This window comes from Desulfonatronospira thiodismutans ASO3-1, assembly GCF_000174435.1.
In the GTDB taxonomy this organism is placed as follows: domain Bacteria; phylum Desulfobacterota; class Desulfovibrionia; order Desulfovibrionales; family Desulfonatronovibrionaceae; genus Desulfonatronospira; species Desulfonatronospira thiodismutans.
This window is the reverse complement of sequence record NZ_ACJN02000003.1, coordinates 1,046,899-1,070,469: the sequence shown is the minus strand read 5'-3', so window position 1 is coordinate 1,070,469 and position 23,571 is coordinate 1,046,899. Positions and strand designations below refer to the sequence as shown.

At 52.2% G+C, this 23,571-nt stretch carries 15 protein-coding genes; 10 read left to right on the top strand and 5 right to left on the bottom strand.

Annotated elements, in window-relative coordinates:
* Window positions 1-22 precede the first annotated feature (22 nt).
* From DTHIO_RS16920 to DTHIO_RS16910, 3 genes are all read left to right on the top strand, one after another.
* Window positions 23-1,321 carry a homoserine dehydrogenase gene (locus tag DTHIO_RS16920; RefSeq protein ID WP_008871480.1) on the top strand — a complete coding sequence of 433 codons (1,299 nt, stop codon included), beginning with the start codon at window positions 23-25 and terminating at the stop codon, window positions 1,319-1,321.
* Window positions 1,322-1,581: 260 nt separating this feature from the next.
* Window positions 1,582-2,778, top strand: coding sequence for a cofactor-independent phosphoglycerate mutase (locus DTHIO_RS16915; protein WP_008871479.1), 1,197 nt, complete (start codon window positions 1,582-1,584; stop codon window positions 2,776-2,778).
* Window positions 2,775-3,218: an acyl-CoA thioesterase gene (locus DTHIO_RS16910; protein ID WP_008871478.1), complete on the top strand. Its 444-nt coding sequence runs from the start codon at window positions 2,775-2,777 to the stop codon at window positions 3,216-3,218. Before DTHIO_RS16915 ends, DTHIO_RS16910 begins: the two co-directional genes overlap by 4 nt.
* Before the next feature lie 14 nt (window positions 3,219-3,232).
* On the opposite strand, the gene DTHIO_RS16905 is transcribed toward DTHIO_RS16910, so the two are convergent.
* Both DTHIO_RS16905 and DTHIO_RS16900 read right to left on the bottom strand, forming a co-directional pair.
* On the bottom strand, window positions 3,233-3,457 hold the full coding sequence (locus DTHIO_RS16905; RefSeq protein ID WP_008871477.1) for a hypothetical protein: 225 nt from the start codon (window positions 3,455-3,457) through the stop codon (window positions 3,233-3,235).
* Window positions 3,458-3,619: 162 nt separating this feature from the next.
* A complete protein-coding gene (locus DTHIO_RS16900; RefSeq protein ID WP_008871476.1) occupies window positions 3,620-4,021 on the bottom strand; it encodes a PilZ domain-containing protein in 402 nt (133 codons plus the stop codon).
* Window positions 4,022-4,286: 265 nt separating this feature from the next.
* Here DTHIO_RS16900 and DTHIO_RS16895 point away from each other — a divergent pair, with 265 nt between their 5' ends.
* From DTHIO_RS16895 to DTHIO_RS16880, 4 genes are all read left to right on the top strand, one after another.
* Window positions 4,287-5,345, top strand: a complete 1,059-nt coding sequence (locus tag DTHIO_RS16895; RefSeq protein ID WP_008871475.1) for a hypothetical protein — start codon at window positions 4,287-4,289, stop codon at window positions 5,343-5,345.
* Window positions 5,346-8,006: a cytochrome ubiquinol oxidase subunit I gene (locus DTHIO_RS16890; protein WP_008871474.1), complete on the top strand. Its 2,661-nt coding sequence runs from the start codon at window positions 5,346-5,348 to the stop codon at window positions 8,004-8,006.
* A gap of 246 nt (window positions 8,007-8,252) precedes the next feature.
* Window positions 8,253-8,804 (top strand): peroxiredoxin-like family protein, encoded by a 552-nt coding sequence (locus DTHIO_RS16885; RefSeq protein ID WP_279614635.1) that lies wholly within the window; start codon window positions 8,253-8,255, stop codon window positions 8,802-8,804.
* Between the two features lie 119 nt (window positions 8,805-8,923).
* Complete coding sequence (locus DTHIO_RS16880) at window positions 8,924-10,591, top strand: two-component system sensor histidine kinase NtrB (RefSeq protein WP_008871472.1); 1,668 nt, start codon at window positions 8,924-8,926, stop codon at window positions 10,589-10,591.
* A 269-nt stretch (window positions 10,592-10,860) separates the two neighbouring features.
* Here the strand turns inward: DTHIO_RS16880 and DTHIO_RS23015 are convergent, their stop codons facing one another.
* Complete coding sequence (locus tag DTHIO_RS23015) at window positions 10,861-11,211, bottom strand: transposase (RefSeq protein ID WP_040418893.1); 351 nt, start codon at window positions 11,209-11,211, stop codon at window positions 10,861-10,863.
* Window positions 11,212-11,542: 331 nt separating this feature from the next.
* On the bottom strand, window positions 11,543-14,248 hold the full coding sequence (locus DTHIO_RS16865; RefSeq protein WP_008871471.1) for a bifunctional acetate--CoA ligase family protein/GNAT family N-acetyltransferase: 2,706 nt from the start codon (window positions 14,246-14,248) through the stop codon (window positions 11,543-11,545).
* Window positions 14,249-14,805: 557 nt separating this feature from the next.
* Between DTHIO_RS16865 and acs the strand changes: the two genes are divergently transcribed.
* Window positions 14,806-16,833, top strand: a complete 2,028-nt coding sequence (gene acs, locus DTHIO_RS16860) for an acetate--CoA ligase (RefSeq protein ID WP_008871470.1) — start codon at window positions 14,806-14,808, stop codon at window positions 16,831-16,833.
* A 914-nt stretch (window positions 16,834-17,747) separates the two neighbouring features.
* On the opposite strand, the gene DTHIO_RS16850 is transcribed toward acs, so the two are convergent.
* Window positions 17,748-18,242: a PspC domain-containing protein gene (locus DTHIO_RS16850; RefSeq protein ID WP_008871468.1), complete on the bottom strand. Its 495-nt coding sequence runs from the start codon at window positions 18,240-18,242 to the stop codon at window positions 17,748-17,750.
* A gap of 651 nt (window positions 18,243-18,893) precedes the next feature.
* Between DTHIO_RS16850 and DTHIO_RS16845 the strand changes: the two genes are divergently transcribed.
* Complete coding sequence (locus DTHIO_RS16845; RefSeq protein ID WP_008871467.1) at window positions 18,894-21,239, top strand: CRISPR-associated helicase/endonuclease Cas3; 2,346 nt, start codon at window positions 18,894-18,896, stop codon at window positions 21,237-21,239.
* Window positions 21,232-23,571 carry a type I-G CRISPR-associated protein Cas8g1/Csx17 gene (cas8g1, locus tag DTHIO_RS16840; RefSeq protein WP_008871466.1) on the top strand — a complete coding sequence of 780 codons (2,340 nt, stop codon included), beginning with the start codon at window positions 21,232-21,234 and terminating at the stop codon, window positions 23,569-23,571. Before DTHIO_RS16845 ends, cas8g1 begins: the two co-directional genes overlap by 8 nt.

Here is a 23,571-nt window from a genome sequence, read left to right as displayed (position 1 = left end):
CATCAGTTTCTGGAGGGAGTAAGTGAAGAAAAAGGTTATCAACCTGGGTCTGGCCGGCTTTGGAACCGTGGGAACGGGCCTGGCCAGAATAATCCAGGAAAACAGCGACTGGATAAATAGAAGGCTGGGCAAGGAACTGAAGATTCAGAAGGTCCTGGTTCGGGACCCCGGCAAAAAGCGTTCCGTGATCCCCGGTCCCGAGACTGCAATAGTGACCGATCCCCAGGATCTGGTGCATGACCCGCAAGTGGACATGGTGGTGGAGCTCATGGGCGGCCTGGAAACAGCCCACAGCCTGATTAAAAGCGCCCTGAAGGAAAAAAAGCACGTGGTCACCGCCAACAAGGCTCTTCTGGCGGAAAAGGGCAATGAGCTCTTCGCCCTGGCCCAGGAGCAGGGAGTGGGTCTATATTACGAAGCAAGCGTGGCCGGGGGAATACCCATAGTGCAGACCCTGAAAGAAAGCCTTTCCGGAGACCGCATCCGGTCTTTGACCGGGATTTTAAACGGCACAGCCAACTTTATCCTGAGCGAGATGACCAGGAAAGGACAGGATTTTGAAACCGCGCTGCAGGCGGCCAAGGATCTGGGGTATGCCGAGGCGGACCCATCCCTGGATATCGACGGCCTGGACGCGGCGCACAAGCTGGTGCTGCTCATCCGTCTGGCCTACGGCGTGGATTATCCTTTGAATATCCTGCCGGTACAGGGCATATCCGGGGCCAGCTCCATGGATATCGCCATGGCCGCTGAATTCGGCTGCACCCTGAAGCTCATCGCCCAGGTGCGCGAAAAGTCCGGCCACCTGCAGGCCGGGGTCTTTCCGGCCCTTCTGCCCAATGACCACATCCTGGCCAAGGTGGAAGGCCCATATAATTCCATACTGATAGACGGCAACGCCGTAGGCCAGGTGATGCTATACGGCCAGGGAGCGGGCGATCTGCCCACAGGCAGTGCGGTGCTTGCGGATATCCTGGCCCTGGCCCGGGACAATGCCGTTCCCAACAATACCGGGTTTCTGGAAAAGGTGCTGCCCAGGGCAGAGGTCATCAGGCCGGAGCTGGCCGTAAGCAGGCATTATTTTCGTTTTACCGCCCAGGACAAGCCCGGGGTGCTGGCGGCTGTGGCCGGGGTCATGAGTGAGCACAACATCAGCATCGCCCAGGTGGTGCAGCGGGAGTCCCAGCCCCAGGGAGGCGGGGTGCCCATTGTATTCTTGACCCACAAGGCCCAGGCCGAAGCCGTGCACAAGGCCCTGGGGGAAATCGACAGGTTTGATTTTACCATCGCCCCGGCTGTGCATTACAGGATACTGGGGTAGATGGGGTTCGGAATTTAGGGATTTAGGAATTTAGGAATTGGGGGATTTAGGAATTTAGGAATTGGGGGATTTAGGAATTTAGGAATTGGGGGATTTGGGAATTTGGGGATTGGGGATTTAAGGCATGGGGCATGGGGCATGGCGCATGGGGCATAGGGCATGGGGAAGAAATGACAATTCCTCAATTCCTCAATACCTTAATCCCTCAATCCCCTAATCCCCTAATCCCCTAATCCCATAATCAATAATCTGGATGGATCATGACCAAGGTTTTGCTGCTGGTGGGCGACGGTATGGGGGACTGGCCCCTGGACGAGCTGGGTGGGAAAACTCCCCTGGAGGAAGCAGATACTCCGGGTATGGATTTTCTGGCCCCCATCTCCAGAGTGGGGCTCTGCCAGACAATCCCGGAAAATATGCCCCCTGGTTCGGACATAGCCAATATGACTCTTCTGGGTTATGAACCCGGGCGGTATCACACGGGCAGAGGTCCCATAGAGGCCGTGGCCATGGGCCTGGAGACTGCGGAGGACGACCTGGTCTGGCGCTGCAACCTGGTGAATGTAAGCGATTTTTCACAGTCCGGCACCATGCTGGATTATGCGGCAGGGCACATAGGCTCCCGGGAGGGAGCAGAACTTATGCACGGCCTGCAGAAAGAACTGGGGAGCTCCGAGTTTTCCTTCCATGCCGGAGTGCAGTACAGACATATCCTGGTGCAGAAAAAGGGTCTGCCGGGCAGGGCGGCCGGTCTGGACATAACCCCGCCGCACGACCTCCTGGATCAGAGCCTGGCCGGGGATTTGGAAAAATACCAGGGCTACCCGGCTCTTTGGGACCTGGTGCGCCGGGCGGCAGAAATTCTGCAGGAAGGGGGCAATGACACCAGTGCCCGGGCCATCTGGCCATGGGGGCAGGGCGGGCCTCTAAGGCTTCCTGCATTCAAGCACAGGTATTTTCTGGAAGGTGCGGTCATATCCGCAGTGGACCTGGTCAAGGGACTGGGCCGGGCAGCCGGCATGAGAGTGGTGGACGTACCCGGGGCCACCGGACTTCTGGATACCAACTATCAGGGCAAGCTCCATGCCGCCAAAACCTTTCTGGAAACAGGAGATTTCGTCTTTGTCCACCTGGAGGCTCCTGATGAATGCGGACACATGGGAAGTATCCGGGACAAGGTGGAGGCCATTTCGCGTTTTGACCAGCAGATAGTATGGCCTCTGCTGGAGCATTTAAGGGGCGAGGACGTGATAATAATCACCTGCTGCGATCACCTGACTCCCATCAAGATCCGCACCCATGCCCGGGATCCTGTGCCTTTCCTGGTCTACGACAGCCGGCAGCAGGCCTCCGGGCCGGAAACATTCAGCGAGAAAGAAGCACGCAGCACCGGGATTTTTCTGGAGCATGGCCACGATCTGCTGCCTTTCGCCCTGAACAGAAAAGGTGATGCGTGAAGCCCGTCACTGACTTTCCCTCCCCTGAAACCAGGCATCCCCACCGGGTCTCCTACGGCGAGACAGATGCCATGGGTGTGGTCTACTACTCCAATTACCTGCACTGGTTTGAAAAGGCCCGCAGTACATATATCCGGGAACGGGGCATAGGATACACCGAGATCGAGGCCAGGGGTGTGTATATGCCGGTGACCGAGGCCTGGTGCAAGTACCTGCATCCCTGCAGGTTCGACGAGTTGATATATATCCGGGCAGCCATCTGTGACTGGGGCAAGGCCTCTTTTTCATTTAAATACGAGGTGCTCGGCCCTGACCAGGACCGGGTGCACACCCTGGGGCGCACTGAACACGTGTGCATGGGGTCCAATGGACGTCCGGTACGTGTTCCTGCATGGCTCAAGGAGATGTGCATGGACAGGCCGACGGAGGCCAGAGGCTGACCCTGTACAGGGCGTTACTCCGCAACCGTGAGCGGCAAAGCCGCCCGCTTGTCCCGTGAAACAAACGTAGTTTCAGTGTAGCTGGTTTCACTGGGATGAGCAACGAAGTTGACCGTGCCAAAAAAATCTTCTCCAGCACGGGAAGCCTTCAGCTTCACGCGGGTGCTCCGCACACACTGTTTTGAAGAGTAAAGAGTTCTGGAAGGGTTTTCCTGCCTGTCACTCAGGATGCTTTGCATGCTTCCTGCTCTCTGAAGGGTTACTGTGTCCACGGGTGGATACGCCTTCTATGCAGTGAAGGCCGCGGCCTGTGTTGATCCTGGTATTGAAGAAGACAGGTTGAACCAGGCCCCTGGTTTGCCGGGTCCAGCCGCAGTCGTGCGGGGTTGTGCAGGGCTGGACTAATGCCCGCGGTAGCTGTTTTTGAGCTGCTCCAGGGTGGAACTGTCAAAGGCCGGAGTGAGCAGTTCCCTTTCCACCTGGTCCGGGTCAGTGGAATACAGGCGGACCACGTTCAGCAGGTGGTAAAAGCTTTCCTCGTCCATCTGGACGAAATCCACGGCAGTGCCCCGCTCCGGACTGGAGTAGACTACTATCCCGGTTATGCCGATCTCCAGGCCGGAGCTTAGATGTATAACCAGCTCACAGGGTTCATTGACGGTGAAATCCGGATGGTAATCAGCCAGAAGACCCTTGAGGCTCAGGTTGCTGGTCTTTAATAAGCCATGCACGTCATTTTGCTGGATACTCACCGAAAGCTGAAGTTCGACGCGGCTTCGTTTGCGCATATCCTGGTCAGGCATTTATTTTTCCTCCTGCATAGAGTGGAAGGATTATAGATGTGTATATTGTACTCAAGTATCTGTTTATACAGAAGTTCTAAGAGAGTCAGTCCCCATGCCACATCCTGATCGCTCAACAGATTTGATCTGAAAAAAAAGTTGCACAAAGGACAAGGCCTGTGTATTAATAATTGCGCTTTTCAGCTTGATACAATCAATATACCTGGACCTGCAAAGCAGAGCAAGCCATTTTTTCCTTCAACACAAATAATATCGAGGGAGCATTATGGATCCATCCGCCCTGATCCCCGTGTCGGACACCATTCCCACCGAATGGGGCTGGTTTTATTTTTTTCTGCTTCTCACCTTCATCATGCACCTGCTTTTAATGAATTCCATGCTGGGCATGGGTATTATGGCCTTAGTCAAGCATATCAAAAGCGGGGACAAGCACTGTCCAGTATGCAAGGACATCTCCCTTAAGCTTCCCTATACCATTGCCTTTACCATCAATTTCGGGGTGGCCCCTTTTCTTTTTCTGCAGGTGCTCTACTCCCAGTTCATCTACACAAGCTCCGTACTCATGGGCATGTACTGGCTGCCGGTGATAGCCCTGCTCCTGATATTCTACTACAGTGCCTACATCTATGATTTCAAGTACGATTCCCTGTCCCGGCTCAAGCTCTTGTTCCTGGCGGTGACAGTGATCTTCGGCCTGATCATCGCCTTTTTGTTCACCAACAACATGACCCTTATGCTCAATCCCGAGAAGTGGACGGGTTATTTTGAAAACCGCTCCGGGACCATGCTCAACCTTGGAGATCCAACCCTTATCCCCAGGTACCTGCATTTCGTGCTGGCCTCCATTGCCGTGGGCGGTCTGGCCACAGCCATCATCTGGAGGTTTAAAAAGGATCCCAGGGCCACGGAGTATATCCGGGAGGGACTCAGCTGGTTTTCCTACGCCACCCTGGTGCAGGTGGCTGTGGGTGTCTGGTTTCTAATCTCCCTGCCCACGGACATTATGCTTTTGTTCATGGGCGGCAGCGCCCTGCATACGGCGATATTTCTGGTAGCCCTGGCCGGGGCGGGCTTCAGCCTTTTTTTTGGATTCAAGGAAATGCTCTGGCCCACCACTGCAGCACTTTTGGGCACGGTGGTGTTCATGGTCCTTGTGCGCGACCTGGTCAGACAGGCTTACCTGGCCCCGTATTTTCATCCCCGGGACCTTGAGGTGGTTCCTCAGTATTCGCCGCTTTACTTTTTCATCGTATTCCTGGTTCTGGGGCTGGCAGTGGTCTTTTACATGCTCAAGCTGGCTTTCGAGGCCAAAAGGGAGGCCTAAATGAATTATCCGGTGTGGGAACTGTTTACCTTCAGCGGAGGGTTCTGGATTGCAACTATCGCCATTGTGCACGTGTTTGTGGCCCATTTCGCCATCGGCGGCGGGCTGTTTCTGGTTCTCACGGAAATGAAGGGTTACCGGGAAAACAATCCCGGCATCCTGGAATATACCAAGAAGCACGCCAAGTTTTTCATGCTCTTGACCCTGGTCTTCGGAGCGGTAACCGGTGTAGGCATCTGGTTCGCCATTTCTCTGGTAAGCCCGGGGGCCACGTCCATGCTCATACATACCTTTGTCTATTTCTGGGCCATTGAATGGGTCTTTTTCATGGCCGAGATTATCGCCATATTCGTCTACTATTATACATTCGGCTCCATGGAGCGCAGAAAACACCTGCTCATGGGCTGGCTGTACTTTATATTCGCCTGGCTGTCTCTTTTTGTTATAAACGGGATTATTGCCTTCATGCTTTCTCCGGGGCAGTGGCTGGAAACAGGTAATGTCTGGCACGCATTCTTCAATCCCACTTTCTGGCCGGCCCTGTTCTTCAGGACATTTATTGCGCTTATGCTGGCCGGTCTTTACGGTTTTGTCACCGCATCCTGGATCAGGGATGCGGACCTGCGCGAGCAGATGATCCGCTACTGCGCCAAATGGCTGCTGGCACCCTTTGTATTCATGCTCATCAGCGGCTACTGGTACCTGCAGTCTGTTCCCGAGGGGGCACAGGCCATGATCCTGGGCCGCTCCCCGGAGATTGTGCCTTTTTTCCAGGCCTTTATCTGGCTCTCGGTGGTTATCGTCATCGGCGGGCTGATTATCTCCATCCGCATGCCAGGCAGCATCAAGAGGCCGATAACTATCATATTTCTCATGATCGGCCTTCTGTATATGGGCAGCTTCGAGTGGATCCGCGAGGCCGGAAGACGCCCCCACGTCATTTATGAGCACATGTATTCCAGTTCCATCCCGGTGGAAATGGAGCAGGAAATAAACGAAAAGGGCATGCTCAAGATGGCCAGGTGGACCGAGCATGACCAGGTCACAAGCGAGAACAAGTTAGAAGCCGGGCGCGATCTGTACAATATCCAGTGCTCAGCCTGTCATTCCCGGGGCGGGTTCATGAACGATATCATCCCGGTGACTGAGAAATTCGGCCAGTTCGGCATGGACTCCATGCTGGACGGCATGGGCCATGTATATGACTATATGCCCAGATTCATGGGTACCCGGGAGGAGCGCCAGGCCCTGGCGGCCTTCATTGTCCAGGAGATCCAGGGAAAAGAGCCGGAAAAGCCAAGAACCGTGGATGTCCCCGAGTTTGACTTTGACATCCCGCCTTTTGATCCCGATGAGGACGAATACGTCCTCATGGCCTGGAATACCCTGGGGCTTAAATGTATTACCGACTGCGACGACTACTGGTCCATGCTGCCCCCGGGCAACACCATCTTCGCCCAGCTGGTGCGCCGGGATTTTATGCCCGAGATTGTCACTCAAGGGGTGGAGCTTACTTTCCGTCCGGAGGAGGGCTTTGAGAACCCGGCAAACCACGTGAGCTACTGGGACAACTCTCAGTCTCTGGCCGGCAGGGAACTGCCCGAGAATATAAGCGCCAAGGGCCTGGGCATGCAGGGGGAGATGACCCTCAACGAGGATCTGTGGACCTTTGTGGCTGACGGCATACCAGTGGTGCCATACAGCGACGACGGGAGCATAAACCCGTATCCATTCTTTTACATAGAGGCCAGGGACAAGGACAGCGGGGAGCTGCTGGCCGAGACCAAGGTGGTGGCTCCGGTATCCGCGGAAATGGGCTGCAACAACTGTCATGGCGGAGATTGGAGAGTAGACGGCAAAATGGGCATTGCCGCAGAGACCGCCTCGGACGTATTAAAAAACCACGACAGAAGACATGATACCAGTCTCATGCCCAGGGCTGAAGCCGGAGAACCGGTACTCTGCCAGAGCTGTCACGCTGATCCGCTTTTAAACGCACCCGGGGATCCGGATATTTTAAACCTGCCCGCGGCCCTGCATGGATTTCACGTTCATTACCTCTCGGACCGGGAAGGGGCGGAGGCCTGCAATGCATGCCATCCAAGCGACCCGGATCTCTACACGGACTGCAAACGCGGGGTGCACGCCACCAGGGTGGATCTGGACTGCACCTCCTGTCACGGTACCCTGGAGGATCATGCCCTGACCCTTTTAAAAGGCGAGTACGAAGCCGGCAAGACCAAGCAAGCCTCGCGGCATATGAGCCTTATTGAGCCAAGGCTGGTGGATTCCACCGAAGAGATAAACCCCAGGATCCCCTGGGAGCAGCAGCCGGACTGCCTGACCTGTCACCAGGATTTTCAGCAGCCTGAAAGTGACCAGGTATCGGCCTTTAATGTCTGGAACGAGGAGGTTGACGAGCTGTACCGCATGCGCACGGATTATATGGGGCTTATGTGCCAGTCCTGCCACGGGGCCACCCATGCTGAATATCCGGCTGAAAACAAGTTCGGCCAGGACAGGGACAATGTGCAGCCGCTGCAGTATCAGGGCGAACCCTACGCCATCGGAGCCAATAACAACTGTTCGGTGTGCCATACCATGGAGATGGACTACGAAGCCCACCATCCCAATATGCTGTCCGGGACCAGGAATCGGTAGGATTCTGGATTCTGGAATTTGGGGATTAAGGGATTGGGGGATTGGGGAATTGGGGAATTGGGGCATAGGGCATGGGGCATGGGGCATGGGGAAGAGGGCGTGGGGCGTGGAGAAGAAAGGGGGGATTTAGGGATTCTGGGATTGAAGGATTGAGGGATTCGGGGATTCTAAATCAGAGAGCAGAGATCAGTAGATGTTCAGGAAACTTTAGATGCAACTGGCTGAACAGGGGATAAGAAAAATATTATGACAGGTTCCAGGGATCTAACTGGAAAGCCGGCTCTGGATTTTACTCTTAAAGACAGCCAGGGCCGGCAGCACAGTATGCAGGAATATCTGGGGAGCTGGGTGCTTCTGGTGTTTCATCGCCACCTGGCCTGACTGGCCTGCCAGAAGCATCTCCAGCAGTTGCAGGAGAAGGAACAGTTCCTTGATGATCTCGGGGTCAAGACAGCGGTGGTCACCTTTGAAGCCGGGTTTATGGCCAGGGCCTATGTGGAGGACACAGGCCTCAAGTGGCCGCTTCTTGTGGACGAGGACCGTGCCCTTTACCATGGTTATGGAATGCTCAGTGCCGGTATCCGCGAGCTCATAGGGCCGGCAACCCTGTGGCTTTACCTCAAGGAGGCCCTGCGGGGCAGATTGCCCAGAAAGTCCACCGGGGACGTATCCCAGCGGGGCGGAGACGTACTCATTGATCCCGGCGGAACCGTCCGCCTGCATTACATCGGCAAAACACCCGCAGACAGACCTGGTGTTGAATCCATCCTGAAGATTGTGCAGGAGTCCCAGCTGTAAAGTAAATTTGCTGTGCTCTTTTGCCTGCCTTGATTTACATGTCCGGGAATGTATTCTAAAATCCTGCCCGGCTTAGGTGATCAGTCTCCCCTATCCCAGTTTTTATTCCGGAGTACATAGTGGATATACGTCTGGACCGCAAAGAGGTCAGCACAGCCCTGGTTTTCGGGCTTATTTTTGTTTTGCTCGGTGCTGGGCTGTTTTTTCTTACCTGGCAGAACCTGCGCCAGCAGCAGGAACAGGTCCGGGAGCACATGGCCCTGAGTGCCCAGTCCATCGGTCGCGGTATAGAGGCCAATCTGTACCGGGGAGCAATGCGCGGGATGGGCGGCCGGAGGTGGGCCGACGAACAGGACTTTATTCCCGCTGCAGAGGATCTTTTAAAAGAACTGATGCAGGACGGGGATGTGGTTTTTCTGGGCCTTTATGGACCGGAAGGGGAGGAATTTTATGCCAGCCGCGATATCCTGCCGGTGGATTTCAGGCCCGGGCCGGAGATGCTTGAGAAGGCATCCAGGGAGGTATGGAATGCTGAACTGGTGCTTGACGGACAGCAGGTTTTTGTTCAGGGCTTTCCCTCCAGGCGAATGGGGCATATGAGAGGCCGGATGCTTCAGGAAAATGATCCGGGCAATGGTTATGGGAGCCTTTTTATCGCCTTGGATATGTCCGGGCACCTGGAGGCCTACAGCGGATACAAAAGAACCATATCAGTTCAGGCCGTTTTTACCTTTACTGCTTTGTTCATAATTGGACTGCTGGCCTGGGGGTATGTGCGAAAAAAGGAGCAGGGCAGACAGTTTGTACGCCTGAGCAGCTTTCATTCCAGGCTGTTGGACAACATGCCGGACGGACTTATAAGCGTAAATTCCCGGATGGAGATCACCGCAGCTAATCCAGCCGCCCAGGAACTTCTGGACCAGAATAGAAATATTGTAGGCAGCAGCCTGAGCGAGGTCCTGCCCCTGGAAATCGACCTGGAGCAAAGATCAGGCTGGCATGAGCTGGAGATGGGGAACAGGAGCATAGAGGTGCTGATACTGCCCATTGGGGAGGAAGAGGATTTTCTGGTTCTGCTCCGGGACAGGACCCGTATGCGCGAACTGGAAAGCAGTCTGGAGCATTCCAGGCGTCTGGCCGCGGTGGGGCGGTTTGCAGCCGGGCTGGCTCACGAGATACGCAATCCCTTGAGCTCGCTTAAGGGCTTTGCCCAGTATTTTCAGCAGAAATTTTCCGGAGAGGAACCTGCATCCGAGTATGCCCGGACCATGGTGTCCGAGGCGGACCGCCTGAACCGGGTGATAAATGATCTTATGTACCTGGCCCGGCCCAGGTCCCTGCAAAGGGTAGAGTTGAACCTGGCAGATCTTTTTCAGGAGGTTCGGACGCTACTGGAAATGGACCTGAGATCCGGAAGTGTTCAGCTAATTCTTGAGCCGGGTGAAGTAGAAGTAAAGGCTGACAGGGATCTTATCAAGCAGGCGGTTTTGAACCTGGTGCTGAACAGCCTGCAGGCTTCCAGGCAGGGCGGGGAGATAAGTCTTAGGGCCACCCGGGAAAAGGACCGGGTACGCATTGAGGTACAGGACCGGGGTTGCGGTATGGACGCCGCCACCCGGGAAAAGGCTCTGGAGCCATTTTTTTCCGCCCGGGAAAAGGGCAGCGGGCTGGGGCTGGCCATAGTGCACAGGATTGTCCAGGATCACGGCGGCGAAATCGAAATTGATTCCATGGAAGGCAAGGGGACCAGGGTTGCCCTGCTTCTGCCGGATACAAGCGATGGATAATCTTCAGCGGGTGTCGTAATCGGCCCGGGGGCAGTCCACGGTCACGCCCTGAGGGCTATTTGTACTGCGTAATGTCCGAGTTAATCCGTCCCTCAAAATCACGGCCATAAATTCCCCAAGGCCCCAAGAACTGTGGCAACTTATGCCCTCAATTGACTGGTACTCAAAAATATGCAAATTGAATATGATGAAGATGCGTCTGCAAAAAGTCGCTTTTTTGCCAGATCAAGATTAACGGTCAACAATTCGTGTTACGATTTTTTCGATGATCAGCTGAAAATTTTCGGGCGCAGGCCCGAGGCGATCAAAGTTTTGCGAAGATATGAACAGAAAAGCCATATAAAAAACAAAAGTATGCCTGTATCCGGTTCAAAATCTTTATTTTTTCGAGTTCTGGGCCCACTACTGCCGCCCTTCATCCAGTTGAAAGTTCTTTTGATGTTTAAGGCCGTGACCGCCATGATAATTTTAAACTTTGATTTCACGGATCCCAGGCATCGCAATCTTCTCAGGCCATGATGAACCTTGAGCTGGGAAAAGCCGGCTTCACCTCCGGCCCTTTGTTTGAAAAGATTGATTAGTTTCTGATCTTCTTGAAAGGCATGTCTTCTGGCTTCCAACGCGAGGTTTGCTCCATTGCCATTCCACCTTTGCCTTGCGCTTGGTGATTTTTATTGGACAGTCCTTGGAATGCGGGCATGCTCGACATTGTTCGGGGTCAAAGTATGAAGCCGTCTTTTGGTTTTTTTGATTGATTTTGTTTTCAAGACAGGCCTGTCCCATGGGGCAGGCATGAATGGATTGTCCATTTTCCTGAAGTTCAAAGTCCATGACTCCAAAGCCTTCAGGCGGCTTTCCGGTGGGAGGTGCTATGCGATCAACGCCTTTTTCCTGCAGGGCCTGATGGTTTGCATCGGACTCAGTCTTTGAAACTGGTTGAAAAACAAAATCTTAGACTGGAGGATGAATAATGCGGGGGGTCATTTCCAGCTTCAGTATGGTTATTTCCGGGTCCTCTGGGTCGGATTCCATCCTGAATCCGAATTTTTTGGCCAAAGCGTGCATTCCGGTATTTTCGCGCAGGGCAAAGGCAGTCAGCTCCTTCAGCCCCCTTTGCCTGCAGTACCTGATCATCTTGTCCATGAGCAGGGTCCCCAGGCCCCTGGACTTTAAGTCGCTGCGGACCACAATGGCGAATTCCGCATTGGTGTTGTCCGGATCGAAAAAACAGCGCACCACCCCCAGTGTCTCCTTCCAGGCTCCATCCTCGATGGCGCCGGCAATAAAGGCCATTTCCCGGTCATAGTCTATCTGGGTCAACTGGGCCAGCTGGGAATGGGAAAACTCATGCACAAACCCCATAAAACGCATCCTCAGATCCTCTGCTGACAGCTTCTCCACAAAATCCTGATGGCTGCGCTCATCTTCGGGACGAATGGGCCTGAGCAGGAGCCGGAGCCCAGAGGGAAGCTCAGCATGTTCTTCCAGGTATTTTGGATAGGGTCTGATGGAGAGCCTTTCTTCACCGGCTGATGCGGTAGATGCGATACTGATCCGGGCATCCAGTACCACTGCTCCGCCGGCATCCGCCAGTATGGTTTTTAGATTCACCTCCTGAATTTCCGGCAAATCAATTACCAACTGCGAGAGCTGAACCAGGATCAATCGAAGGGCCTGCATGTCGATTGCTGGTCTGTTTTTGCTGTCTTCCAGCAGGCTGGAGATTCTGGTGTTCTGAATGATTTCCCGGGCCAGGGTCATATTCAAAGGCGGCAAGCCGGCTGCCAGATCCTTGTAAATTCTGCCTGCAGTATCGCCCTGGCCAAAATAAAGCACAGGGCCGAAATCAGGGTCCTGGGTAACGCCTGCAGTAAGTTCGTGGGCTGTGGGTCGATGGACCATTTTCTGCACGATAAAGCCTTCCAGACTTGCTTGCGGGTAGCCGGCAGCAAGCCTGGCCTGCATGGCTGCAGCTGCTTTCAAAACGTCCCCGGAAGATTCCAGGTCCAGAGCCAGCGCACCAGAATGTTTTTTGTCCTGAATGTCCGGGGAAGAAATTTTCAAGGCCAGAGGAAATCCCAGTTCCCTGGAAATCAGGGAGGCTTCCTGGGCATCGGCTGCCTGTCTGGTGGGCACTACTGGAATAGTATAAATGGACAGGACTTCATTTGTTTCTGGCGCACTTAAAAAACTTCTGTTTTCATCCAGGGCGTTTTTGATGATGGCCCTGGCCGCCATGGGATCTGGGCTGAAGTCGCTGGGCACTGAGTCCGGAGTTTCCATGAGCAATTCCTGGTTGCGGCGATAGCGAACCATGTCCATGAAGAGCCTGGCAGCCTGGTCCGGAGTCTCGTAAGTGGGTATGCCGGCCAGGGCAAACATCCTCCTGGCCTGAGCCGCATCCTTTTCCCCCAGCCAGACAGTGATCACATTTTTTCTGGTTCTGCCCAGGCTGTTGATGACAGCACCTGCTATGTCCTGGCTGCTGGCAAAAGCGGTGGGCACATGAATAACCATGATGGCATCCACGTTTTGATCCTGGATCAGAATTTCCAGAGCCCGGGAATATGTCTCGCTGGAAGCATGGTCAATGATGCGGACAGGTTCCTGATGGGATAATTCGGCCTGCAAACCATGCTGCAACTGTTGTCTGGTCTGCTCCGAGAGTTCAGCCAGGCTGCCGCCCCGGGTTTTCAAAACATCCCTGGCCATCATGGCTGGTCCGCCGCCGTTGCTTAATATGGCCAGTCTGTCCCCGCGCAAAGGCTTGTATCTGGCCATGGCCTCCACTGCATCAAATAGTTCCGCCAGATCAAAAACCCTTAACATACCCGCCCTTCGAAATACTCCATCGTATATATCGTCCGTACTGACCGGGCTGTCTATGTATGATGCATCCCTTACTGCAGAGATATTGAATTTATCGCCTTTGATCACCACCAAAGGCTTGTTCCTGGAAGCGGAACGGGCTGCGGAAATAAACTTGCGGGCATTGCTTACGCTTTCCATGTACAACAAAATGGATGTGGAGTGCGGATCACCTTTAAGATAATCGATGATATCCCCGAAATCTATGTCCAGGCAGTCTCCCAGGGATATGAAGTGGGAAAATCCTATGCCCTTGGACCCGGCCCAATCCAGAACAGCAATGCCCAGAGCGTCTGACTGAGACACAAAAGCTATTTTGCCCTGGGCTATATCAGTATGTCCGAAGCTGGCATTGAGGCCTGACCGGGGGACAATTATTCCCAGGCAGTCAGGGCCCAGTATGCGCATTGAGTGCTCCTTGGCGGTTTTAAGCACTCTTTGCTGCAGGGTCTGCCCGGATTCGTCCAGTTGCTTGTTTAAGTCTCTGCTCATGATCAGTACTGTTCTTGTGCCTTTAATCCCCAGTTCCTGCATAAGCCCGGGTACAGTGTCCGGAGGGGTGCAGACCAGGGCCAGATCCGGCACCAGAGGCAACTCCCGCACACCAGGGTAGGCCAGTATGCCTGCTACTGCATCGTACCTGGGATTCACCGGAAGGATGGGGCCGGGCAATCCACCCCTGAGCATATTATGCATCACAACGGAGCCAATGCTCCCGGGCCTGTTGGAGGCGCCGATGACCGCGACTGATTTGGGCCGAAAAAGGGAATCCAGTTGCTTGAGACTCATCCCATTCCCCCTGGTATATTGATTTGAAACATCTTTTACCTGTATAAAGATGCACCTGCAAAAAGTCAGGAAATGAAGAATTCAGGAACAAACCAATTCCGTAACTCTTTGATTTTACTGGTTCCTGTCACCTGTCTCCTGACTCCTGTGAATGCAAAAATGACTTTTTGCAATTACATCATAAGAGATAACCCATAAGCAAGTGCATGTTTTCTATTAAATGCATCTGCAAATAGATGGTTATGTCCAGTTTTAGCAGGTAGTGGATAGCTACAAAATTATAAGCTCTTTTTGAAAAGTTTACAATTAATTTTTATGAGCTTTCGTTTAAAAAGGTGTTGTTTTTTAGAAAAAATATTGACATCAGCAACAAGCTTTGCCATAAGCTGATTATAAGTCTCTTCCAAATATTTTCCGGTATTGTCTGTTTTTAATTTTATGTTTTTATTTCGGCATATTAGTAACAGCTTAGTCTATTCCAGTGTGATGCAGGGACCGGATCTCCCTGTACTTGTTTTTCAAATAATTTGAAAATTTTTTATTAGAAAGGAGTGCATATGTCTAAGCAGGAACATGGGAGCAGCACCCACTACGCAGTACATTGGCAAGAAGAGCAATATTATTACCCCGGTCCGGAATTTATTGGTCAGGCCAACTGCACTGATCCAGAAATATATCAGCGCTTCAGTCTGGACAAGTTTCCTGAGTGTTACAAGGAATTTGCAGAGCTCTTGCACTGGGACCGGTACTGGCATACCACTCTGGATACCAGTGACGCTCCCTTCTGGAAATGGTTTGCAGGCGGCAGGCTCAATGCCTCGTATAATTGCGTGGACCGGCATCTGCAAAAGCACAAGAACAAGACAGCCATTCATTTTGTGCCCGAACTGGAAGACGAGCCCATAGAGCACATGACCTACCAGGAGCTCTATCGCCGGGTAAACGAAACCGCGGCGGTTCTTCAGGAGTTCTGCGGCTTGAAGGCCGGGGACAGGGTCACCCTGTACCTGCCCATGACTCCGGAACTGCCGGTTACCATGCTGGCCTGCGCGCGCCTGGGGATCATCCACTGCCAGGTCTTTGCCGGATTCAGCGGAAAGGCCTGCGGAGACAGGATGTGGGATTCCGAAAGCGACATTCTGATCACCATGGACGCCTACTATAGAGGCGGCAGGCTCCTGAATCACAAGGCCAATGCAGATCAAGCGGTACAGGCAGCCGAAAGCGCCGGCCAGAAAGTAAGCAGGGTGCTTGTCTGGCGCCGCTTTCCTGGCAGATATTCATCAGCTGAACCCATGGTGGAAAACAGGGATTATTTTCTGGACGAGCTCGTCAAGCAGAACAAAAACGCTACCATCCAACCAGTATCCATGCCTGCAGAAGACATTCTGTTTCTCATGTATACCAGCGGATCCACGGGCAGGCCCAAGGGCTGCCAGCACAGCATCGGGGGGTATCTGTCCTATGTAACCTGGATGTCCAAGTACGTGCAGGATATCCATCCCGAGGATGTTTACTGGTGCATGGCTGATATCGGCTGGATTACCGGCCATTCTTTCATTGTTTATGGGCCGTTGTCCCTGGGAGCGAGCACGGTCATCTACGAAGGAGTTCCCACCTATCCGGATGCCGGCCGTTGCTGGAGGATCGCACAGGAACTGGACGTGAATATTTTCCATACTTCTCCAACTGCTGTCAGGGCCCTGCGCAAGGTGGGCGGAGACGAGCCGGCCAGGTACAATTATCATTTCAAGCACATGACCTCAGTGGGTGAACCCATTGAGCCGGATGTCTGGCGCTGGTACTATGAAGTGGTGGGCAAGGGCAGGGCAGTCATTGTGGACACCTGGTGGCAGACCGAGACCGGAGGTTTTCTCTGCAGCACCATGCCGGCAATAGATCCCATGAAGCCGGGCAGCGCAGGTCCGGGGCTGCCGGGGATTCATCCTGTGGTTTATGACGACGAGGGCAACGAACTAAAGCCTGGAGAGGGCAAGGCGGGCAATCTGTGTATCCGCAACCCCTGGCCTGGAGCCTTCCAGAGCATCTGGAAAGACAGGGAGCGCTATATCAAGAGTTATTACGGCAAATACAACAGGGACCCCCAGAGCAAGGACTGGAGGGACTGGCCATACATGGCCGGGGATGCGGCAGTGCTGGAATCCGACGGTTATGTCCGCATTCTGGGCAGGATAGACGATGTTATCAATGTTTCCGGGCACAGACTGGGGACCAAGGAAATCGAGTCCGCGGCCCTGTCTGCCGAGGGTGTGGCAGAGGCGGCTGTTGTGGCCATGCCTGATGAAATCAAGGGCATGGTGCCGGATCTGTATGTTTCCCTGAAACCGGGAATTGATCCCAGCCATGAGCTGGAGAAAAAGCTCATATCCACTGTGGCCGATGTGCTGGGCAAAATAGCCAGGCCTGCACATGTATATATAGTCCCGGACATGCCCAAGACCCGCTCCGGCAAAATAATGCGCAGGGTTCTGGCCTCCATCTCCAATCGCCGGGATATCGGGGATGTAAGTACTCTGGCCAACCCGGAAATAGTCGAGGAGATCCGGCAGCAGGTCCAGGGCTGAATTTCGTCGTCATGTGACGCGTGACGGAAAAATCAGTTTCATCCCGCAGCTGCCCGGGCATTACATGTCCGGGGTCTTTTTTTGCCGGCTCTGGTGTACTGATATTTACGATGTCCCATATAGGCGGCCAGGACACCCCCCTCTCCTTTATCAGGCCACTTGGGAGCTTTGTTCCAGGTGGTCTTTTATTTCGATTGCCTTGGCACCCTGACCTCTTTTGCACAAATCCTCAAGTAACCATTCAGGGGTTCCTCGGTATTGATTGCTGGCACCAAGCCTGGGGACTGTCCCCGGGCCGTTTGAGGCATCCCCTGAATGGTTACAGATGTAGAAGGGGTAGTGAGTACACGGCTTTTCTAGATAGAAGGGCTGAACAAAAATCTTGCATGGAAACCCTTGATTTTCTTGGTGCCCGGGGCCGGACTCGAACTGCAAGCTTAAGGTGCCGCTATAATTGTATAATTTTTATTAGCTTGACTGAAGTACCCGCAATTGTACCCGCATTCTTTTTTGCTTGAAAAGGTAGTGTGGTAGTGTTGTTAAGATACGAGGTGGGCAGGTGACCTTGTTTAATTTCTGAGGTTTTGCCGTATATTTTAAGTGCTGTAATTAAAGTATACTCAACTATATCGGCAACATATCCAAAACCGTGCAAGCTGTATTGCATTTGCCCCGAACCTTATCTAGAAACAGTCTCTTCAAAACCTTAAGATGAATTCTATGTTAACTGGAAAATAATAAGCACTTACTCAGTCAAGGTTTTGAGTCAGGCCCTCAATCCATTTTCGACCTGTTCAGAGTAGCTTCTGCTACATCTTCTGGTTATTCTACCCTTGAAGGTTCCCGGACGATAGCACAGACTCAGTGAAGCGCATATCTGCAATTATAAAAGCGCTCTACCCGTAGTGAAGGTTTTAAGGGTAGTTTTTAATTTTTTTGAGAAGTTCCTCAGCTATTGACTGAAAATCCTGAACCTTATGATTGTCTGGATGTTCTCGAATAAATAATTGAGCATGATGTAGGGCCAAAGCATAGTCGCCTTGTGCGTATGCGTCCTTAATTCGTTTTGCAGCTAAGCTTTCAGGAGAATTGTCATTTTGGCTATTTAAGGGTTTTTCCTCTCCACGGACAGGTAAAATAATCCAGAGTATAATATAAACTAAAACCGATATAAACAGAGCAAGCCCTGGAGTTATAAATGCATAAAATACTGCTAACTCAATGCTTCCCATAAAGAGAGCGACGAAGGACTTCCAGAAGCTGACAACCAATAAAATCCCCAGCACAACTAGGCGCACCCCTGTCAAATTGAGATCCCATTTGTCAGCAAGCCCCGCCAGAACGCCGCCAAGTACCTTTTTCGTTTGGTAACGATAAAGCCCATTCTTGCTATGTATCTGCTCTGCCATAAGTATCCCCATCTGTTATGGTCACAGATTTTTTTCTTGGTGCTGATGCTGAGTCATGTACAACCAATGACTGTTTAATTCAAGCATTGATTTCCAAGACCAGAGAGTCCACCTCGTACAACACTGCACCTTTCGAATCTCTGCCTTGATGGATCTTTCACCCCCTGACTGTGCCCACACCATACTCCACCGAAAAATCTACACTGATCTCAGCAGCATGCCCAAAGCCATACAAGGCCGAATAAGGCCGTATTTCATTTGACCCGTACCCTCTTACCCGGGTTTTGGCTTGGAAGGGCCTCTACGGGGCTCCTGTGGCCTTTAATGGGCACTTTAAGTTTGTTCGTTCCTGCTGGATATCTTGATGGCCCACCGGTAATTCGTTCAAAATCTCCACTATATTCCTATTGAAAACTTACCAAAAATCTTTTATTCGGGGTTCACTTCCTACCATCAAGCATATCCAGGAGGCTGTAATGGCTGAAAAAGGCGATGATCCCCCAGACAAAAGCTCTAACCTGGGATGAAGTTTCTTATTCCAATATGATTCACAATGAGGTCCTACCGAGCCCGTCTATACTCAAAATTATTGCTTCTTGCCACAGGCATGCGGAATAAATCAGTAACTCAAAATGGTGATTTTGTAACAGCATGTATACCGGATTTGATAGTTTTTTTAAACGGGCAATAGGGGAAGCTTTAGATCCCTACCCTTACCAGGTCAGCCTTTCAGGTCGGGACTGGCCTGATCTTCTTGGGATACCCACGGGGCTTGGAAAGACAGCTTCTGTAGTACTTGCCTGGCTCTTCAAAAGATTCCACTCAGATGAGAGAACTCCCAGAAGACTGGTGTATTGCCTGCCAATGCGGGTCCTTGTTGAGCAGACCGCCCAAAATGCCCGGCAATGGATAACCAGCCTCAAGGAGCATGGAGTGTATGATGCCGGAAAAGAGCCCACTGTTCATGTCCTGATGGGCGGTGATCTGGATAGCAGCTGGGATATGTTTCCAGAACATGATCAGATCTTGATAGGCACCCAGGATCAGCTGCTGTCCAGGGCTCTAAACAGAGGCTACTCCATGAGCCGCTACCGCTGGCCTGTTCATTTCGGACTTATGAATAATGACTGCCTCTGGGTAATGGACGAGGTCCAGCTTATGGGTGATGCCCTGGCAACAACTGCCCAGCTGCAGGCATTCAGAGACTTTTTCAAAACCGCATATCCGGTACGATCCATCTGGATGAGTGCTACACTCAAAAAAGACTGGCTTGATACGGTGGATTTTTCTTCTGCTCTCGACTCCCTTGAAACATTATCATTGACTGACGAGGACAAAAAGCAACCGGCTGTAAAGCAAAGGATATCAGCATCAAAACCCATACAAAAAGCACCCTGCCAGTCCACAGACCTTAGGAAACTGGTTGACCTGACTTTAAAGGAGCATCATCCCGGCACAAGAACTCTGGTGGTGACCAATACCGTAAAACGTGCTCAGGCCCTGTTCAATGAGCTCCAGAAGAAAAAACCAAGTGCTGATCTTGTTTTGATCCATTCCCGTTTTCGTCCGGGGGACAGAAAAAAAGCTATGGATGAGCTTTTGAAAACTCCTGGCGGAGAAGGAACCATCTGCGTCTGCACCCAGGCAATCGAGGCAGGTGTCGATGTCAGCGCATCCGTTCTAATCACTGAGCTTGGACCATGGGCCTCGCTTATCCAGCGCTTCGGGCGATGCAACAGAGATGGCCTGGAACAGGATGCCCGGATTTTCTGGGTGGACATTGACTTGGACAAAAAAGGCGCTTGTGCCCCGTATGAAGCAGAAGAGCTCGCAAGGTCCAGGCAGATCCTTGAAAAACTTAAGGACGCTCAGCCAGGCAGTCTTCCGGGCCTGGAAGAGAACCCTCAGTACCTTCAGGTTATCAGAAAAAAAGACCTGGTGGATCTTTTTGATACTACTCCAGACCTTGCAGGCATGGATATAGATGCGTCCAGGTTTATCAGAGACTCTGATGAGCAGTCTTTACAGGTTTTCTGGAGACTCCTGGATGAAAACGGTCCCAAGCCCGACGAGCCTCCCCCTGCAAGAGAAGAGCTTTGCAGTGTATCCATTGGCTCCATTGCCAGTGCCTCAGACCTGCGCAAATGGCGCTGGGATCATCTGGAAAAGAACTGGGTCAGAGTCTGGAGGAATGCGGAGCTTTTTCCAGGTGCTGTACTTTTTCTCGACGTCAAAGATGGCGGCTATTCTTCAACCCTTGGCTGGACAGGAGATAAAAAAGATCTTCCAGAAGTTCTGTCAAAGCCTGATAAAGTTTCAGAAGGGTACGATGACGATTTTATTACCATATCCACATGGCAGTCCCTGTCCGATCACACTGAAGCTGTCGTTGCTGAGCTTAAGGATCTCATTGAGGTATTAAACCTGTCTGATGTAAAAATGAAGGAAGCCCTTATACTTGCCGCTCAGTGGCATGACTGCGGCAAAGCTCATAAAATTTTTCAGGAAGGGGTTACCAGATACGCCGAACCTCCACCATATAACCAGCTATGGGGTAAAACATCCAGCAGTTCGGTAAGCTATTCCAGAAAGGGCTTCAGGCATGAACTGGCATCAGGATTAGCCATGATGCAAAACAACCTGCCCGATCTGGCTGTATACCTGGTAGCAGCCCATCACGGCAAGGTAAGGCTTTCAATCAGATCTCTGCCCACAGAGACCAGACCTGATCAGGATGTACGGCACGCAAGGGGAGTATGGGACGGGGACGTCTTACCTGAAGCGGATCTGGGCAATGGGGTTGTCATGCCTGAAACCATCCTGGATCTGTCAGTAATGGAACTGGGACACGGCAAAAGTGGCTCCAGTTGGCTGGAAAGAATGATAAAGCTAAGGGATGACCCGCATCTTGGTCCGTTCCGGTTAGCTTATCTTGAAGCCTTGCTCCGAATAGCTGACTGGAGAGCAAGCATGAACCAGGGATCGAAGAATGAATGAATTCAAGTTGCCGGGGTGCACCACTCGACCACTGTCCGGGTATTTAAAAGCCCTGGCGGTATTCAGGCTTATCTCCGAACAGAAGGATCATGAAGCCTTGGGATGCTGGGATCAAGGGACGTTCAAAATCAGGACTACCCTGGCACCGGATGACATCCTTTCCTTTTTCTGCAACGAATATGTACCAACTCCGATCATCACCCCCTGGAACGGAGGAAGCGGATTCTATCCAGGTGATTCAAGGCAGGGTATCGACAGCATTCTGCAGACAAATGATCCACGTTTTGCAGGGTACAAGCAGGCTATTACTTCAGTGTTCAACTGGCCTGAATGGGCAGAGCAAATGAACACGGGACAAGAATTGCTGGATGTATTGGAAACGATGATTAAAAATTCCAGCCCCGGTAAAAAGCAGCAGGATCTCGTAAAGCTCAAAGATGCTGTTTTAAAAGAAGCTGAAAGTGTCAAGAACAAGACCAGCGAGGACCCTCTGCTTCTTGCCCTGGAGAGGATAGAGGCCCTTTCATCCCAGGAGCCTGGCCTGTACAGGTGTCTCTGGAACAGCATAAAAAAGGCGCGCACCAAATATAACGATCATGTCCGGCAGAAAACTAAAGACATTATCGTTCCAATATGCAGAAGCAGGTTGCCGGACAACTGCCTGCCCTGGCTGGATGCCCTTTGTGCAATTCATGCTGACGGTTCCCGTACGCCCCACCGTATCCTGGGAACATACGGCAATGATGGCAGGTTGGAATTCGGAAACAATTTTATGAGGATCATCTCCAGCCTGCTACTTGATGGCAATGGCTCAACAGCAAAGGACTATCTTGCAGCAAGCCTGTGGAACCAGCCTGTCAAAGGGCTTCCCAAGGTTAAGGCCGGGCAGTTCGATCCAGGAAGAGCAGGCGGCTATAACCAGGGTATGGGGGTGGAGGCAAAGGACTTCAAGGCCAACCCCTGGGACTATGTACTCACTCTTGAGGGCACCCTGGTGCTGGCAAGCTCAGTTGTCAGAAGACAGGGTGGAAATGCGGGTTCCAGGCTGACCGGGCCTTTCACTGTACACTTCTCTCCTGTGGGATTTACTTCCAGCGAATACACCGAACCAGAGGGTGGGGAAACAGAAATCTGGCTGCCCTTATGGGGGCAGTTTGCATCCTTTACTGAAGTCAGGCACCTCTTCTCGGAAGGCAGGTCTTCAGTAGGCCGCAGACAAGCCGGGACAGGACTGGAGTTTTCCAGAGCTGTAGGCACACTGGGAGTGGACAGGGGGATATCCGCTTTTGAACGCTACGGTTTCCTCAAAAGAAGAGGGGACAATAAAATAGCTTTGCCTGCAGGGAAAATTCCAGTTCGCTTCAAACCCCAGTTGGAGATTTTTTCCGAGCTTGATCCTGTTTTGTCCAGGGTTGATCAATTTATGCTGAGTTTCAAAAAGGCTCCTGCATCATACCTCCAGGCCCGGCAACAGATTGATGAGGATCTGTTCAACTGTACCCTTCAGCCTGACAGCCTGAATTATCTCAAATTGATCAGATCAATTGGAAGGCTTGAAAAGTTGCTGGCGCTAAGAGATAGAAATAAAGACCCGAAGCTGCAACAGCCTTTATATGGTTTGTCTCCCAGATGGGTGTTCCAGGCAGACGACGGCAGCCCGGAAATACGCATAGCTGCTGCAATTGCATCAATCCAGGGCACTGATAGACTGGGTCCCATTAGAAGCAACATGGCAGGCGTATCAGCCAGAACCCCCTGGCAGTGGGCTGAATTTAGCTCTGACCAGCATTGGTTCGGCAGTGATTTCTCAGAACGGATAGGCAATCTTTTAAGCTACCGACTGATGGATGCAGAGAGGAAACAGGCTGCATCCATGCCTTTTCAAGGACTTATAGCAGTGAGTCCCTATGATCTTATGCCTTTTTTGCATGAGGAGACTGATGATGCCAAGATGGAAGAACTGTTGTGGGGGGTTACACTGATTGACTGGAAAAAGTCCGGCCTGATCAAGATACAAAAAGCCTGGAAGTACCCAGTTGCCAGGTCAATAATATCCAGGACCTGGTGTTTGCTCAAGCTGCTCCACGTTCCTGGTGATGTCAGGGGCGTCAAGATAAGAAGAGAAAGAAGCGTGTCCAGCCTATTGAATGCCGGGAGGGTGGAAGAAGCGTGCGCAAAGGCTGTTCAGCGGCTAAAGATTTCAGACCTACGTCCATTCCCTGTCCGCTACAATGAGCCCCTTAGTCCTGCAAGACTGCTTGCAAGCCTTATCGTACCGATAAAAAACCAGAATCTTCTTGAAGAGATGGTACTCCAAATGCCAACCGAATAA